This window comes from Nocardioides jensenii JCM 1364 = NBRC 14755 (assembly GCF_001552535.1).
Taxonomy (GTDB): domain Bacteria; phylum Actinomycetota; class Actinomycetes; order Propionibacteriales; family Nocardioidaceae; genus Nocardioides; species Nocardioides jensenii.
The window spans coordinates 25,256-40,357 of the sequence record NZ_BCRJ01000024.1 but is presented as its reverse complement, the minus strand read 5'-3'; the positions used below and the strand labels follow the sequence as shown (position 1 = coordinate 40,357).

At 68.9% G+C, this 15,102-nt stretch carries 17 protein-coding genes and 1 tRNA gene; 7 read left to right on the top strand and 11 right to left on the bottom strand.

Annotated features, from left to right (window positions below; genetic code table 11):
• Positions 1-120 precede the first annotated feature (120 nt).
• Positions 121-1,872, top strand: a complete 1,752-nt coding sequence (locus tag NJ4_RS07280; protein WP_157550879.1) for a serine/threonine-protein kinase — start codon at positions 121-123, stop codon at positions 1,870-1,872.
• A gap of 18 nt (positions 1,873-1,890) precedes the next feature.
• Here the strand turns inward: NJ4_RS07280 and NJ4_RS07275 are convergent, their stop codons facing one another.
• Positions 1,891-2,115, bottom strand: coding sequence for a DUF6458 family protein (locus NJ4_RS07275; protein WP_067432341.1), 225 nt, complete (start codon positions 2,113-2,115; stop codon positions 1,891-1,893).
• Between the two features lie 153 nt (positions 2,116-2,268).
• On the bottom strand, positions 2,269-4,164 hold the full coding sequence (locus NJ4_RS07270) for an acyl-CoA dehydrogenase (RefSeq protein WP_067432338.1): 1,896 nt from the start codon (positions 4,162-4,164) through the stop codon (positions 2,269-2,271).
• 160 nt (positions 4,165-4,324) lie between these two features.
• Here NJ4_RS07270 and NJ4_RS07265 point away from each other — a divergent pair, with 160 nt between their 5' ends.
• Positions 4,325-4,783: an RrF2 family transcriptional regulator gene (locus NJ4_RS07265; protein ID WP_067432335.1), complete on the top strand. Its 459-nt coding sequence runs from the start codon at positions 4,325-4,327 to the stop codon at positions 4,781-4,783.
• Positions 4,784-4,891: 108 nt separating this feature from the next.
• On the opposite strand, the gene NJ4_RS07260 is transcribed toward NJ4_RS07265, so the two are convergent.
• Positions 4,892-5,479, bottom strand: a complete 588-nt coding sequence (locus NJ4_RS07260) for a hypothetical protein (RefSeq protein WP_067432332.1) — start codon at positions 5,477-5,479, stop codon at positions 4,892-4,894.
• Positions 5,480-5,653: 174 nt separating this feature from the next.
• Here NJ4_RS07260 and NJ4_RS07255 point away from each other — a divergent pair, with 174 nt between their 5' ends.
• From NJ4_RS07255 to NJ4_RS07245, 3 genes are all read left to right on the top strand, one after another.
• Entirely contained in the window at positions 5,654-6,100 is a 447-nt protein-coding gene (locus tag NJ4_RS07255) for a nuclear transport factor 2 family protein (protein WP_067432525.1), read from the top strand.
• 90 nt (positions 6,101-6,190) lie between these two features.
• Positions 6,191-6,694, top strand: a complete 504-nt coding sequence (locus NJ4_RS07250; protein WP_056683310.1) for a SigE family RNA polymerase sigma factor — start codon at positions 6,191-6,193, stop codon at positions 6,692-6,694.
• Positions 6,695-6,704: 10 nt separating this feature from the next.
• Complete coding sequence (locus NJ4_RS07245) at positions 6,705-7,487, top strand: hypothetical protein (RefSeq protein ID WP_067432329.1); 783 nt, start codon at positions 6,705-6,707, stop codon at positions 7,485-7,487.
• A 1-nt stretch (position 7,488) separates the two neighbouring features.
• Here NJ4_RS07245 and NJ4_RS07240 read toward each other — a convergent pair whose 3' ends face one another.
• From NJ4_RS07240 to NJ4_RS07220, 5 genes are all read right to left on the bottom strand, one after another.
• Positions 7,489-8,130, bottom strand: coding sequence for a DUF2461 domain-containing protein (locus NJ4_RS07240; protein WP_067432326.1), 642 nt, complete (start codon positions 8,128-8,130; stop codon positions 7,489-7,491).
• The gene (locus NJ4_RS07235) at positions 8,127-9,197 is read right to left on the bottom strand and encodes a hypothetical protein (RefSeq protein WP_067432323.1); all 1,071 of its coding nucleotides are present in this window, start codon (positions 9,195-9,197) and stop codon (positions 8,127-8,129) included. The genes NJ4_RS07240 and NJ4_RS07235 overlap by 4 nt, the downstream gene beginning before the upstream one ends.
• Positions 9,197-10,462, bottom strand: coding sequence for a C39 family peptidase (locus NJ4_RS07230; RefSeq protein WP_067432321.1), 1,266 nt, complete (start codon positions 10,460-10,462; stop codon positions 9,197-9,199). The genes NJ4_RS07235 and NJ4_RS07230 overlap by 1 nt, the downstream gene beginning before the upstream one ends.
• A gap of 287 nt (positions 10,463-10,749) precedes the next feature.
• Positions 10,750-10,825, bottom strand: a tRNA-Gly gene (locus NJ4_RS07225).
• Positions 10,826-10,913: 88 nt separating this feature from the next.
• The gene (locus tag NJ4_RS07220) at positions 10,914-11,678 is read right to left on the bottom strand and encodes an SGNH/GDSL hydrolase family protein (protein ID WP_067432318.1); all 765 of its coding nucleotides are present in this window, start codon (positions 11,676-11,678) and stop codon (positions 10,914-10,916) included.
• Between the two features lie 75 nt (positions 11,679-11,753).
• On the opposite strand from NJ4_RS07220, the gene dcd reads away from it, so the two are divergent.
• Together dcd and NJ4_RS07210 are read left to right on the top strand one after the other, a co-directional pair.
• Positions 11,754-12,329: a dCTP deaminase gene (gene dcd, locus NJ4_RS07215; RefSeq protein WP_067432316.1), complete on the top strand. Its 576-nt coding sequence runs from the start codon at positions 11,754-11,756 to the stop codon at positions 12,327-12,329.
• Between the two features lie 89 nt (positions 12,330-12,418).
• Positions 12,419-13,366 (top strand): siderophore-interacting protein, encoded by a 948-nt coding sequence (locus NJ4_RS07210; RefSeq protein WP_245644495.1) that lies wholly within the window; start codon positions 12,419-12,421, stop codon positions 13,364-13,366.
• Positions 13,367-13,393: 27 nt separating this feature from the next.
• Here NJ4_RS07210 and NJ4_RS25575 read toward each other — a convergent pair whose 3' ends face one another.
• The 3 genes from NJ4_RS25575 to NJ4_RS07200 form a co-directional block, all read right to left on the bottom strand.
• Positions 13,394-13,561: a hypothetical protein gene (locus tag NJ4_RS25575; protein ID WP_157550876.1), complete on the bottom strand. Its 168-nt coding sequence runs from the start codon at positions 13,559-13,561 to the stop codon at positions 13,394-13,396.
• A gap of 27 nt (positions 13,562-13,588) precedes the next feature.
• A complete protein-coding gene (locus NJ4_RS07205) occupies positions 13,589-14,413 on the bottom strand; it encodes a DUF4097 family beta strand repeat-containing protein (protein ID WP_067432314.1) in 825 nt (274 codons plus the stop codon).
• Positions 14,414-14,496: 83 nt separating this feature from the next.
• Entirely contained in the window at positions 14,497-15,042 is a 546-nt protein-coding gene (locus NJ4_RS07200) for a toxin-antitoxin system HicB family antitoxin (protein WP_067432313.1), read from the bottom strand.
• Positions 15,043-15,102 lie beyond the last annotated feature (60 nt).

The following is a 15,102-nucleotide window of genomic DNA, read 5'->3' as shown; positions in this document are numbered from 1 at the left end:
CGCCCGCAGCATCGGTTCCCGACCCCATATCCTTCGAGGACTGCCGAGAGGGCGGCGACCAGGGAACCCACCTACACTCGGGGACGTCGTAGGAGCCATGTCAGCTGTGAGGTGCTCGGGATGATCCGCCTGCCCGTCGCGGGTGAGAGCTTCGGTCGCTACCGCCTCCTGCGTCCACTGGGTCAGGGCGGCATGGGCGTCGTCCACGCGGCTCGCGACACCACGCTGGACCGTGACGTGGCGGTCAAGCTGGTGGCGCCCCAGTTCGCGGCGGACCCGGAGTTTCGGGCCCGCTTCCAACGCGAGGCGGCCATCTTGGCCAAGCTGGACTCCGCGCACATCGTGCACATCCATGACTTCGGAGAGCAGGACGGCGTCCTGTTCCTGGTCACCCAGCTGATCGAGGGCGGTGACCTGCTCCGGCTGATCACCCAGGACGGCGCGTTGCCGCCGGCGCGGGCCGTCGACGTGGTCAGCCAGGTCGCCCGCGGCCTCGAGGACGCCCACGCGGTGGGTGTGGTGCACCGGGACATCAAACCGGCCAACGTGCTGTTGCGCGGCCGGGGCAGCGAGCTCGAGGCGTTCCTGTGCGACTTCGGCATCGCCACCACCCCCGGAGCCGATCTCTCTCGCACCGGAACGGTCGCCGGCAGCCTGCCCTACATGGCGCCGGAACGGCACCGCGGCGAGAACACCGGCCCGTCGGGCGACGTCTATGCCGCCGGCTGCCTCTTCTGGCACGCACTCACCGGGTCGGCGCCGTACGCCGGCACCGACGTCGAGGTGGCCATGGGCCACCTGCAGGGCCCGATCCCGCAGCTGCCCGGCAAGGGAGAGTTCAGCGCGGCTGTGAACGCGTTGTTGCGCAAGGCGCTGGCCAAGGATCCGCAGAAGCGGCTCGCCAGCGCCCACGCCTTCCAGGTCGAGCTGCAACGCATCGCGGTGCTGGCGCCGGATGCGGTGATCCCGCCCGGTTCGACCGCCTACCGGGCGGCGCTCGACATCAAGGAGCAGCGCCGTCGGCGGTGGGTGCCCGGTGTCGTCGCGGCCGCTGCCACCGGTGCGGTCCTCCTCGGCACACTGTTCGCGGCCGGAGCCCTGGACGGAAACCGGTCCGGGGGTGGGCAGGAGGCGCTCTCCGGCGGCTCGGGCTCGCCCAGCACCGCAACCAAGGTGATCAACGAACCCCCGGTGCTGGTCCCGGTCGGCTCGACCCGTACGGCGGCGTCATGGTCCTCGCGCAGTGCCGCCGAACCTGAGGACGTGCCGGGCCTCGTGGCTGTCGAGAGGTCACGGACCCGGAACCCGAGGCCCCAACGCACGAAGCGTCCGGCCACGGCTGCCACCACCACCAAACCACCGACGTCGGCCCCGCCGACCACGACGGCGCCCCCGCGGGATCCGTGGGCCTGCTGGAACGGAACCACCGCCGCGACCAAGGACGCCTGTGGGCTGCCGACCGGGTGGACCGGAGCGACCTGGCTGTTCAAGGGCCTCTCCACCAGCAAGGCGATCCGGAACTGCCACCTCAAGGACATGACCTGGACCGGGGGTGACGTCGAGGCATGGCAGTGCGTCTACGGCAAGGCCAACTACATCAACATCGCCCGCTGGGGTTCGACGTCGCGGGCCGTGACCGATCTGCAGAAGCACTGGTCGAGGAACGCGACGGCGTGGCGGCCGACCCGGGGTACGTCGTGGGGCTACCAGATCCTGCGGAACACCGACGGGCGCGACATCGGCGTACGCATCTATCAGGACGTGGCCTACTCCATCCAGTGGAACGCAGTGAACCCGGATGCCCGCACCTGGGGTGTCAAGCTCACCGGCCCGTGGCGGCCCCCGTCGAACATCAAGGCCGTCCGCCGCTGACCCGGTGACCGGCTCGGTTCACACCTGCGGCGGCGGACGACGGTCGTCGACGACGTGCGTGGTGCGCGCGCGCTGGGCGTTCATCACCAGCGCCAGCACGATGGCCAGGACTCCCACCGCGACGAGGATCCAGCCGAGCGTCTCGCTGGCCACCACGTCATCGATGCTGGCTGGCAGGTCGATGGCGCCCAGGGCGAAGACCAGCCCGATCACCAACAGGACAATTCCGAGGCCGATACCCATGAGTTGCTCCCTTGTTCGACGTACGTCTCTGTACCCCCGATGAGCCGAAGCAGCCTCACCGGACCAGTCGAAGGGTCGCGGAACGCACGACAGGGCCGCAGCGAAGGGATTCGCTGCGGCCCTGTGATTCGTGCCCGGGTGGGTCGGTGCCTTCTAGAAGGCGGCCTCGTCGAGGTCCATCAGCGACAGGTCGACGTTCTCGGAGAGCAGGCGCTCCGAGGTCAGCTTCGGCAGGTTGTTCTGCGCGAAGAACTGCGCCGCGGCGACCTTGCCGGTGTAGAACTGGCGGTCCTTCTCCGAGACCTCGCCGGCGAGCTTGCCGAGGGCCACCTCGGCACCCTTGAGCAGCAGCCAGCCGCAGACCACGTCGCCCAGCGCCATCAGCAGGCGGCTGGTGTTCAGGCCCACCTTGTAGATGTTGCGCAGGTCGCCGCCCTCGGCCGACGCGTCGGCCGACATCAGGTCGTTGATCATCGTGCCGACCATGGCGTTGGCGTCCTCGAGGGCCTTGGCGAGCAGCTCGCGCTCGACCTTCAGACGGCCGTCGGCGTCACCCTCGGCGTTCTTGATGAACGACTCGATCTCGGCGGCCAGGTGGCCCAGCGCGCGGCCCTGGTCCTTGACGATCTTCCGGAAGAAGAAGTCCTGGCCCTGGATCGCGGTGGTGCCCTCGTAGAGCGTGTCGATCTTGGCGTCACGCACGTACTGCTCGATCGGGTACTCCTGGAGGAAGCCCGAGCCACCGAAGGTCTGCAGCGACTCGGTGCCCAGCAGCACCCACGAGCGCTCGGAGCCGTAGCCCTTGACGATCGGGAGCAGCAGGTCGTTGACCGCGGCGGCCAGCTTGGCCTCCTTCGTGTCGGCCTCGCCGTTCGCCTCGGCGATCATCACCTGGTCCTGGTACGACGCGGTGTAGAGCACCAGCGCACGCATCGCCTCCGAGAACGCCTTCTGCGTCATCAGCGACCGGCGTACGTCGGGGTGGTGGGTGATCGTGACCCGCGGGGCGGTCTTGTCGGCCGCCTGGCTCAGGTCGGCACCCTGGACCCGCTCCTTGGCGTACTCGAGCGCGTTGAGGTAGCCGGTCGACAGCGTGGCGATGGCCTTGGTTCCGACCATCATGCGGGCGTTCTCGATGACCTGGAACATCTGGGCGATGCCGTTGTGCACCTCACCGAGCAGCCAGCCCTGGGCGGCCTCGCCGCCACCGACCTGCGGGTCGCCGAAGGTGAGCTCGCAGGTGTTGGACACCTTGATGCCCATCTTGTGCTCGACGTTGGTGACGTAGGCGCCATTGCGCTCGCCGGTCAGCTCGCCGGTCTCGTGGTCGAAGTGGAACTTCGGGACGAGGAAGAGCGAGAGGCCCTTGGTGCCCGGTCCGCCGACCCCCTCGACGCCCTCGGGGCGGGCGAGGACGAGGTGCATGATGTTCTCGGTCATGTCGTTCTCGGCCGAGGTGATGAAGCGCTTGACGCCGGTGATGTTCCACGAGCCGTCGTCGTTCAGCGTGGCCTTGCTGCGGCCGGCGCCCACGTCGGAGCCCGCGTCGGGCTCGGTGAGCACCATCGTGGTGATCCACTGGCGGTCGACGATGTGCTGGGCGATCTTCTTGTCACGCTCGTTGCCGTTGTTGAACACCACGCCGGCGAAGGCCGGGCCGGCGCCGTACATCCAGATCGGGGCGTTCGCGCCGAGCACCATCTCGCCGATCGCCCAGTTCAGGGTCGACGGGGCGGGGGTTCCGCCGAGCTCGGCAGGGATGCTCAGGCGCCAGTACTCGGCGTCGGCCCAGGCCTGGTAGCTCTTCTTGAACGACTCGGGGATCGGTGCCGTGTTAGTCGTGGGGTCGAAGACCGGCGGGTTCCGGTCGCTGTCGACGTACGACGCGGCGAGCTCCTCGCGGGAGAGGCGCTCGACCTCGGAGAGGATCGCCCGCGCGGTCTCCGAGTCGACATCGGCGAACGGACCCTGGCCCAGGACCTCGTCACGACCGAGGACCTCGAAGAGGTTGAACTCGATGTCGCGGAGGTTGCTCTTGTAGTGGCTCACAGACCCACCTTTTCCATGTGAAGGGAATCGACGATTCATGTCGTGCTACTCGTCAGTAACTTAATTATGAATCGTCCGTGGCCCAGATGCAAGGCGAGAAGCGTCACGCACCATGGCGGTTGGTCGAGTTCTTCGCTCAACAATCTGCGAGACTGGGCCCATGCGAGTGTCTGCCAAGTCCGACTACGCCCTGCGTGCCCTCATCGAGATGGCGGGGCGCACCGACAATTCCCCGGTCAGTGCCGAGGAGCTCGGGCGTCGGCAGGACATCCCGCACGGCTTCCTGCAGGCGATCCTCGCCGACCTCCGTCGCGCCGGCGTGGTGGTCTCGCAGCGCGGTCAGTCGGGTGGCTGGCGGCTGAGTGGTTCGGCCACAGACGTCAGTGTCGCCGACGTGATCCGGGCCGTCGACGGTCCGCTGGTCTCGGTCTACGGCCTGCGCCCCGAGGCGGTCACCTACAACGAGCAGGCTTCGGTGCTCCAGCACGTCTGGATCGCCGCCCGCCGCTCCCTGCGCGACGTGTTCGAAGAGGTCTCGATCGCCCAGCTCGCGGCCGGCAAGCTGCCCAAGGCGGTCACCTCGCGCACCGCCGACGAGGATGCCTGGCAGCCGCACTGACCTGGCGGGGCAGTTTCACAGGGCGGGTCCGCCCAGGCCCGCCTGTGAAACTGCCCGATCGACATGAAACTTCATGTCAATCGGGCAGGAATGCACGGGGAGCTGACCTCAGGAGGCCTCGCGCAGGGCCAATCGCTGACGCACCAGCTTGCGACGCTGCTTGAGCTTGGTGATCTTCGCGTCGAGCTGCCGCTGCTGCAGGCACAGCGCGATGCCGACGAGCTCCTCGGCGAGGTCGACGGCCGCCGCGTCCGCGCTGAGCGGTGCGATGTGCGTGCGACCCGGCTTCAGGTGCTTCGACCAGCGGGCCACCAGGTCATCGAGCTCCTCGCCCTCCTCGGGCGTCGCCACGACGTGTACGTCGAGACCGGCGAGCGCGTCGACGATGAGAGCGATCTGCGCGTCGTCCGCGGTGCAGAAGCGGGGCTGGCTGATGACCGCGTCGGTCTTGGCCTTCGCGATGCTGCGACACAGCGACGCCCAGGACCCCTCGACGTCCTTGCGCTTGAGGCCGACGGCCTTGTGGCTGCGGAGCATCTCGTGGGCGGCGGCATCCAGCTCGTCCGCGGTCGTGCGCGCGACGGCGTACCCGATGGTCTCGAGGAGCGGGGCCTCGGCCGTCAGTGAGTCATGTGTCTGTGTCGCCTGCGACGGGTTCGGGCCGATGTGCAGGAGGATCTTCTTCTTGCGTGCCATGGCGCTCACGCTGGCAGGGGCGTGCGACCTCGCGATGAACGCGCGGGAGGCTCCGGGCAAATTCACAGGCCCGCCTGTGAATTTGCCCGATCGACACGAAACATCCCGTCGATCGGGCAGAAACGGCCGGGCAGAAACGAGAACACGTTGCAGTTTCGGCGTACGATGCCGGACATGATCGAGTCAGACGCCATCACCTGGGAGGCGCCCGACGGCGACCACCCCGCCCGCCGCCTCTCTCAGCGGTCCTACGACGCCGTTTCCCGCAAGGCGAAGGAGGAGTGGCTGGCCCTCTTCGCCGACGACGCGATCCTCGAAGACCCGGTCGGACCGTCGTTCTTCGACGAGGAGGGCAAGGGGCACCGCGGCAAGGAGGCGATCGCCGCCTTCTGGGACCTGGCCATCGCGCCGGTCGCCGAGTTCCGGTTCACCATCCGCGACTCGTTCGCCAACGGCAACGCCTGCGCCAACATCGGAACCTTCAGCACGCGGATGCAGGACGGCACGCTCGCCGACACCGACCTGATCGCGACGTACCGCCTCACCGACGACGGGCTGATCGCCTCGATGGCCGCGCACTGGGAGGTCGAGCGCACCATGGCGACGCTCCGCAAGGAGTAGCTGCTCCTGAAGGAGTAGAAAAGGGGTCTGTGACAGATCGGGCAGGTCGATGCGTCATCAGGGGTGACGCCAACTGTCCGAAGGAGTGACATGTCGAAGGACCAGGAGTTCGAGGAGTTCGCGGTGCTGCGGACCCCTCACCTCTACCGCACGGCCTGGCTGCTGTGCGGTGACGCCCATCGGGCTGAGGACCTGGTCCAGGACACCCTCGCCAAGGTGTACGTGCGCTGGACCCGGAAGCTCGGTCGACGACTCGAGAACCCGGCCGGCTACGCACACACGGCGCTGGTCCACACCTGGATCGACCACCAGCGCCGGCGCAGCTCGCACGAGCGGCCCGTCGGCGAGCTGCCGGAACAGGGAACGCCCGACGGTGACCCGAGCCTGAGGCTCTCGCTCGCCGCCGCGCTCGATGCGCTCGACCCGATGGACCGCGCGGTGCTGGTGCTGCGCTACCTCGACGACGTCTCCGTCGCCGAGGTGGCCGACCGGCTCGGCGTGAGCCCCGGGGCCGTCCGCAATCGCAGCATGCGCGCCCTGTCCCGCATCCGGGACGTCCTCGGCACGTCACTCCCCGATCTGCTCATCCCCTGAAGGAACCCTCATGACCAATCACCAAGAACCTGGCGTCCAGGACCTGCTGCACCGGGCGACCGGCGACCTCTCCCCGGACGTCGAAACACTTGTCGCGGGTGGCATCGCCCGTGGCCGGACCCGTAGGCAGCGCCGACGGGTGGGTACGGCGATCGCGTCGGTGGCCGCCGTTGGCGTCATCGGTGCCGGCGCGGTCGTCGTACCCCAGCTGTTCGGTGACGCCTCGACTCCGGCACGGGGTGCCCGCGGCGCCGACGAGAACCGTCAGGTGGCCTCCGCTCCCGAGGTGAGGGCCCAGCGCGCACTGATCCCGACCGACCAGATGGAGGCCGTCGTACGCCGACTCCTGCCGGCCGGACTCGCCGTCACGGGCCTGAGCGTGCGCTTTGACAGAGCAGACCCGAAGAGCCCGGCGCACCGCATCAATTTCACCGTCGACGGCGCGTCGGTCTCGATCTACATCGACCAGTACAACCCGCAGTGGCGGCTCGACAAGGGCTACGAGCCGATCACGATCGACTCCGAGTGCGCGCAGTCGTCGAGCTGCGAGCAGGCCGACGACGGCTCCTACCTGCGCAAGGAGAGCCGCGTCCCTCAGTGGGGTGAGGGGATGGGGCCGGCCAACCAGGTCTCGAACGACGCGTCCTTCTGGGGCGTCGACGGCTACCGCTTCTACTCGATGGCGCTCAACACCGGCGCAGAGAAGGGCTCCGGCGGCATCGTGGCCGTGGAGCCACCGCTGACCTCCGAGCAGCTCGCCACCATCATCAGCAGCGACCTCTGGTACCGCTGAGTCACTCCAGGATGTCGGTGCGAGCTGCGATCCACTCCACCACGGGTCGCAGCTCGCGCCAGTCCTGACGGACGACGTCCGCGAACTCGGGCGTGTGGATGATCGGCTCGAAACCGTGGTCGCGGCCCAGGGTCAGTGATCGGTGTCGCAGCAGGTCGATCCGCGGGTGGTCGGCGTCGTAGCCGCGAGGCTTGGTCTTCAACCGGTCGCCGCCGACGCTCCAACCGAGTTTCCTCAACCTGGCAAGGAGTTTCTCGAGCTCTTTGCCCGTGCGCTCGTCATCGATCGCGTCTCGTACTGCGGCCAGTCTTTGCGAGCTCGCCTCGTAGAACCCGCCGCCGGTCCGGACGCCACGCGCGGAGATCTCGACGTACCACCCGGTCGCCGGAGCCACGCCGACGAAGGCACCCTGGTGGGTCTTGTAGGGCGTCTTGTCCTTGGCGAACCGAACGTCGCGGTAGGGCCGGAACACCTTCGCAGCGCCGAACTCCGGCTCCAGCACCGCGGTCAGCGCCAGCATCGGCGCCTTCACCGACTCGGCGTGAACCGCCTTGTGCGCCTCCCAGAACGACTTGGTGTTGTCGACCTCGAGATCGTCGAAGAAGTCCAGTGCCGCTTCGGGGAATCCGGTGAAGGTGCTCACCCGGGCACGGTAGCCGACACGATCTCGTCGCCGCCCTCGCCGTAGGCCTCGACGGTCAGCACGGTGCCGGCACAGGTCGGCGCGGCCAGGAACGACTCGCCCTCACCGGGCGCCTCGTAGACGACCTCCAGCGTGGCCTCGGGAGTCCAGCGCAGGAGCGACGCCCTGGCCTTGCCGCCGCCGTCGCGGGCGAAGTACGCCGAGTCGCCGCACCAGGTCAGCGTGCCGGTCTGCCCCTGCCCGAGGTCGTACGTCGTCCCGTCGGCCGACGCGTGGAAGTCGCCCAGCTCCACCCGGTTCTCGTGGGGGAGCGTCGACCAGATGTGGCCGGTGGGCGTCGCGGCGACATCCCACCCCGTGCACTTCCTGACGCCCTCGACCGGCGTCACGCCCGCCCCGTCCACGTCGACCAGGGTGCGACAGGCAACCGGACGCGCGGCGTCGAAGGTCATCATCGCGGTCCCTGCGGGAGTGACCGCGATGTTCGAGAAGCCGTGCCGTCGTGGGGCGCAGTAGCCCTTCTCGCCGCTTCCGGAGCCGAGGTCGAACGTGGCCAGGCAGTAGTCGCCGCCGGGCTTGTAGGTGGCGTAGGCCAGCGTGGCGCCGGAGACCGCGAACGGGCCGCCCGGGCCGGGCGGCGGGTCGGTGACGGTGCTCTTCTTCCCCGACGCGAGGTCGACCACGGTGATCACCTGCGGTCGCGTCTCGGCCTGGTCCTGGGCGACGACGACGGCGGTCGTGTCGGTGAGGAAGGTGTCCACGATCTTGCGACCCGCTCCGGCCGCCACCTTGGTCCGCGCCGGCCCGTCGAGGATCGCCGCCGTTGCCCCCGACGGCACGGCGAGGCTCCACTCACCGCTGCTGACGACGGTGTCCGCGGCCGAGTCCAGTGGCTTCCAGTCCAGCAGGTTCTCGGTCGCGCTGACCGGCCCGCCGGCGGTCGTCGTACCGTCCTGGCTCGGGGTGGGCGACCGGTCGGCGACCGACTTCGTGCCGTCGCCGTCGCTCCCGCAGGCGGTCAGGGTCGCTGCGAGGAGTACGACGACCGCGAGTCCGGCTGCCCGCATCAGACGCCGATGTTGTGCATCGAGTGGGCCAGGTTCGCGCGGTAGGAGCGGTAGCCGTAGCGGGTCTGGTTGCGCGAGATGAACGGCTCCGAGGGGTCGAAGCGCTGCTGGTTCCACGGTTCGAAGTATTTGAGCAGACGGCCGCCGTTGCCGTTCTTGTCGTAGCCGCGCCCGACCTGGAAGTGCCCGCTCGCGTCGTCATCGAGGTAGGGGTAGAACTTCTTGAGCAGGATCGGGTGCAGGATCACCGGTGCCTGGTAGTCGTGGATGTGGCGCATCTGCAGCATCCACCACTGTCCCCAGGTCCAGCTGCCGATGTCGAGGACGACGTACTCGCCGGCCCGGCGGGGGTTGTCGAACCCGGTGTTCGCGTTCGTCACGCGCACCATCTCGCTGATCGCGGTGCCGCTCCGCGTCGTGCCGAGCTTGGTGGCCCAGTAGTTCTGGGTGTTGCGGTAGCCCCGCCAGCCCCAGCCGATCATCTGCATCGCGGTCGGGCCGCACCAGTAGGTCCTGGTCTGCTCGGCGACCCGCTTCGAGGAGAGGATCTGGTCGCGTTCGGGGTAGTCGGCCGAGGTCTTGGTGGCGGTCCGGGTGGCCGACTCGGTGGTCGCCAGGGTGGTGCTGTCGGTCGTCGTACGCGCCGAGGGCAGGGAGCCGGCTCGGATCTCGGGGTGGCGCTCGACGAAGCCCTGCGGGAGCGGTGTGCCCTGGATCTGGTGGCGCAGCAGCCACACCTTGGCCACGGAGCGGGCGGCCTCGACCAGCTCGGCGCGCTCGACCTCGCGGCGGGCGGCCGGGCTCATCGACGCGCGCTGGCGCAGCTCGTCGGCGAGGTCGAGGTCGCCGGTGGTCTCGCGGGGCGCGGACCGGGTCAGCAGCGTGCGGGTCTGTGCGGTGGCCTCGGCCACCACGTCGGCCTCGGGTTGGTCGGTCCACCCGGTGCCGAGGCAGTAGCGCTGGCCCTCGAGGTCGGCGCACCGGACCTGGCTGGTGGCCAGGGCGGAGGCATTCGTCTCGGTGGCGGCGCTGCGACGCGCGGAGGTGGAGCTCCCCTCGGCGAGTACACGGTCGATCTCGGCCTGCATGGCCGGCGTGACCCGGCCCTGGGTGGCGGTGGCGTTGGCCGGGAGGGCCGGTTCGGCGGGAGCGCCCGGCGCAGCGGTCGACGAGGCGGTCGACGAGGCGCTGGCGCCGGAGAGGAAGGCGGAACTGGCCAGGACGAGAGCGAAGGTGCCGATCGCGGCACTTCGGCGGCGGTTCATGAGGAAGACCTCGATGGGGTGGGGGAGTGGGCCGCGTCCCACTCTCCCCAGAGATCACACGAATCGTCAAGTGTCCCACTAGTCACACAAGAAACATGAGAGCGACACGCCGATGAATCACACCCTTGTCATTCACGAGTTGTTGATTCTGGGGTCGCGACTTGTGAGTTCTGGTCGCTCGACGTGGGGGTTTGGTGATTGCCGCCGCACGGAAACCCACGACTCAACGCACGGAAACCCACGACTCAACGCACGGAAACCCACGACTCGTGGGTAGGGAGGGGGAGTGGAGCGGACGACGAGACTCGAACTCGCGACATCGACCTTGGGAAGGTCGCGCTCTACCAACTGAGCTACGTCCGCAGTGTCCGGTCGGACTGTGTGGGGCGGGGCCACGCGTTGTGGAACCACGTGAGCCCGTTCTCGCAGAGCAGAGCCGGACGGGGAGATGCTACTCGACCGGGCCGAGAACCGGGCGTCGAGGGTTGACCGTGTCTCCCGAGGACCTCCCGGTCAGGCGCCGATGAACCCAGGGCAGGGCCTCGGCCCTGGTCCACCGGAGGTTCTGCGCCACGGCGTCGCGACGCGGTAGTGGCGGGCGCGCGGGTGCCGCCGCGGGCATCTCGAGCGTGTGCTCGATGCCGAGCCCGTCGAGAACCGCGATCGCCATGCGCTGATGGCCCGCGGAGTTCATGTGCAGGCGATCGTCGGACCAGAGCTCCCAGCCCTGGTACTCCCGCATGCGCCAGAAGTCGATCAGGGTGGCGTCGTACTTCTCGGCGAGCTCACGGATCAGCTCGTTGTAGATCGCGAAGCGGCCGCGCAGCGGGGCGTAGAACCGTGACGCGCTTGGGTCGTGCGCGGTCCACATCACGAGGTGGGCGCCGTCGGCGGCCAGCTTGCCGAGACCGTCGTCGTAGCGACTGACCAGGCCGTTGAGGTCGACCTTCGGGCGGAGCATGTCGTTGCCGCCGGCATAGATCGTCACCAGGTCGGGCCGCATCGCCACCGCCGGCTCGATCTGCTCGGCGAGTACGCCGTCCAGCTTGCGGCCGCGGATCGCCAGGTTGGCGTAGCCGAAGTCGGGGACGCCCGCGGCGAGCTGTTCGGCGACGAGGTCCGCCCAGCCTCGCAGGCCGTTGGGACGGGTCGGATCGGGATCGCCGACCCCTTCGGTGAAGGAGTCGCCGATGGCGACGTACCGGTGAAAGGTCATGCTCCATGATGGAACGAGGTGGCTCGATGGGCGGAGGGGGGTCCCCAGCGGGGCTGCGCCGGGTAGGTTGTCGGCGTGCTTCTCTCAGACCGCGACATCCTGGCCGAGATCGACGCGAAGCGGATCGCCGTCGAGCCCTACGACCCGGCGATGGTGCAACCCTCGAGCATCGACTTCCGCCTCGACCGGTTCTTCCGGGTCTTCGAGAACCACCGCTACCCCCACATCGACCCGGCGGCCGACCAGTCCGACCTGACTCGCGAGATCGAGGCCGAGGGCGATGACCCGTTCATCCTCCACCCTGGTGAGTTCGTGCTCGGGTCGACGTACGAGGTGGTCAGCCTGCCCGACGACATCGCGGCGCGGGTCGAGGGCAAGTCGTCGCTCGGCCGGCTGGGCCTGCTGACCCACGCCACCGCCGGCTTCGTCGACCCCGGCTTCAGCGGTCACGTCACGCTCGAGCTGGCCAACGTCGCGACGTTGCCGATCAAGCTCTACCCCGGCATGAAGATCGGCCAGCTCTGCTTCTTCCGGCTGACCTCACCGTCGCTGCACCCCTATGGCTCGGAGAAGTACGGCTCGCGCTACCAGGGCCAGCGTGGACCGACGCCCTCGCGCTCGTTCCAGAACTTCCACCGCACGGAGATCTGACGCCGAAGTCTGGGATCGGGGTGTCACCCGGAGGAGATAAAGGTTAGGCTCACCTAACTTAGTCTTCGTCCAGGAAGGACGCCTCTCGCATGAGCACCGCCACGCAAGAACTCCCGATGATCCTTGCCGAGGTCGAGGTGACCGCGGTCGAGCTGATCAGCCCGACCTTCGTCCGTGCCGAGCTGGCCAGCGAGGCGCTGGCCGACTTCGGTGTCGACGGTCCGCTCCACGACCAGCGGATCAAGTTGGTCTTTCCCACCGACTCCGGCAACCTGGCCTCGTTCGAAGGCGCCGACGAGTCCTGGTTCACGACGTGGATGGAGATCCCCGCCGAGGAGCGCGGACACATGCGCACCTACACCGTCCGCGAGGTGCGTGGCCAGGGAGCCGACACCCGGTTGGTCATCGACTTCGTGCTGCACCTGGCCGACGGGGCGACCGGTCCGGGCTCCTCGTGGGCCGCGACGGCCACGGTGGGTGACCGCCTGGTGATCCTGGCGCCGCGCCGCGGTGTCCCGTTCGGTGGCATCGAGTTCGACCCCGGTGCGGCACGCAACCTGTTCCTGGCGGGCGACGAGACCGCGGTCCCGGCGATCGCCTCGATCCTGGCGGGCCTGCCGGCCACGGCCATCGGCACGGCGATCCTCGAGGTTCCGGTCGCCGGTGACGTCCAGGAGCTGGCCCATCCCGAGGGGATCGAGCTGATCTGGCTGCCTCGCGACGGAGCCCCGCACGGCCAGAAGCAGATCGCCACCGTGCGTGACCACTTCGGCCTGCCTCCGGTGGTCGAGCCGGTGACCGACGACGCGGTCGACCCGGACCTGTGGGAGACCCCGACGTACTCGTCCTCGGGCGAGGAGCTCGACGACGCAGCCGTGGTCGTGGGTCATGACCTGGCCGGCATCTACGCGTGGATCGCGGGCGAGTCGAAGGTCGTGACGACCCTGCGTCGTGCCCTGGTCAAGGAGCTCGAGATCGACCGGCACCAGGTGGCGTTCATGGGCTACTGGCGCCGCGGCGTCGCCATGCGCTCCTGACCCTCAGTCTTCGTTGAGTCGGGCCGCTCAGTTGTCGATCGCGTCGGCCACCCGGCGCAGCCGCCGGGCCAGCGCGTGCCGGCGGGGTTCGGGGAATCGGACGTGGTCGTGGGCCAGGCGGTCTTCGGATGCCCGGGAGATGCGCTGCTCGATCATCTGGCGGGCCATCTCTGAGGTTTCGTAGCTCGTGGTCATGGTGCTTCCTTTCGCGAGGGTGGGCGATCACAGCTGCTTGAGGCTGATGTCGCCGCTGACGGTGGTGGCGCGGAGTTCGATGTAGTCCTGGTCGGGCTCGGGCTGACCGGCACCGGCAAGGTCGGAGGCGATGCGGCCGGTGACGGTGTTGACGTCGGTCCAGACCGGGATGCCGGCGGGGATGCCGACCGCGATGTTGCCGGAGGCGTTCTTCGAGGTGAGGCTGCCGCGGCGCAGCTCGCGAACGGTGACGTTGCCGCTGGCGGTCTGCGCGGTGACGTCACCGCCGGCCAGCGTGATGCCGAGGTCGCCGGAGCCGGACTTCGCGACCACGTCGGCGTCGGTCCGTTCGAAGGTGATGTCGCCACTGCCGGTCGACACGCCCGCGGAGGCCGTCGTGTGGGCGACGCGGACGTCGCCCGAGCCGCTCTTGATCCGGAGATCGCCGGCGCAGGAAGCGATCGCGATGTCGCCGGATCCGGTGTTGACCACCAGTGCCCCGGTGACGTCGTCGATGCGGATGTCGCCCGACCCGGACTTGAGCTTGCCGAGCTCGTAACGGCCTTCCAGGACCTGGTCGGCGGACCCGGTCTTGGTGATCACTCGCGAGTCGGCGGGCAGGGAGACCGTGACGTCGAGGCGCGCCTCGTTGGTGCCGAAGAAGCCGGCGCGATCGCGGGGCGCGATGACCGAGATCAGGGTGTCGTTCTGCTCGACCAGCACCTCGTCGGCGTGCTTGCCGGTGACGGTGACCGTGGTCTGCGTGACGTCACCGGTGGCGACGGACAGCGCGCCGCGGCCGAGTTCGACGTACAGCTCGACGGGCTGGGGCGTTGCGAAGGTGCGTTCCATGGGGCTCTCCAGGGTGTGTTCGTCCACCACTCCAGCCTGGGTGCTGGAGCGTGCGGGTGTTGGATGGGGTTTGCGGTCTTCGGTCAGACCCAGCCGGACATGCGGCGCTTGCCGCGAGCCTGGCCTCGCCCGAACGGGTCGCCGCCGAGGAACGGCAGGCTCGAGAGGTCGATGTCGACGTTGATCGCGTTGTCGTTGTCGTTGGTCGCTGAGCGGACCACGTTGACCAGCCAGGTGTTGAGCGAGTGTCCGGCGCGAGCCGCCTTCTCCTCGGCCTTGGCCTTCACCGACTCCGGAATGCGGAGTGTGATGCGGGCGACCGCGCCGTCCTCCTCGACGTCCTCGGGGGCCGGCGGCGCCGGGGGCGGCGGCGGAGCGGGGGCGGCGGCCGGGGTGTCGATCACGAAGCCCAGCTCGCGGCCGTTGAGGCGAACGTCGACCGAGCCCGAGGGCATCTCGGAGGTGATCTCGTTCGCCGCGTGGGAGATGGCCTCCATGAGCGCCAGTCGGGCGGCCGGGTCGAGCGCCATCGCCAGGCGCTCGGCGGCGGCCTTCATCTGGGCGTCGCCGGTGTCGGCCGCGGCCACGAGGTCTCGGCGGAGGCTGTCGACGTACGGCGTGATGTCCATGCGCACCACAATGACATCACTCTGACGTCCAAGTCAAGGACATCGTGACATCACTTGGCG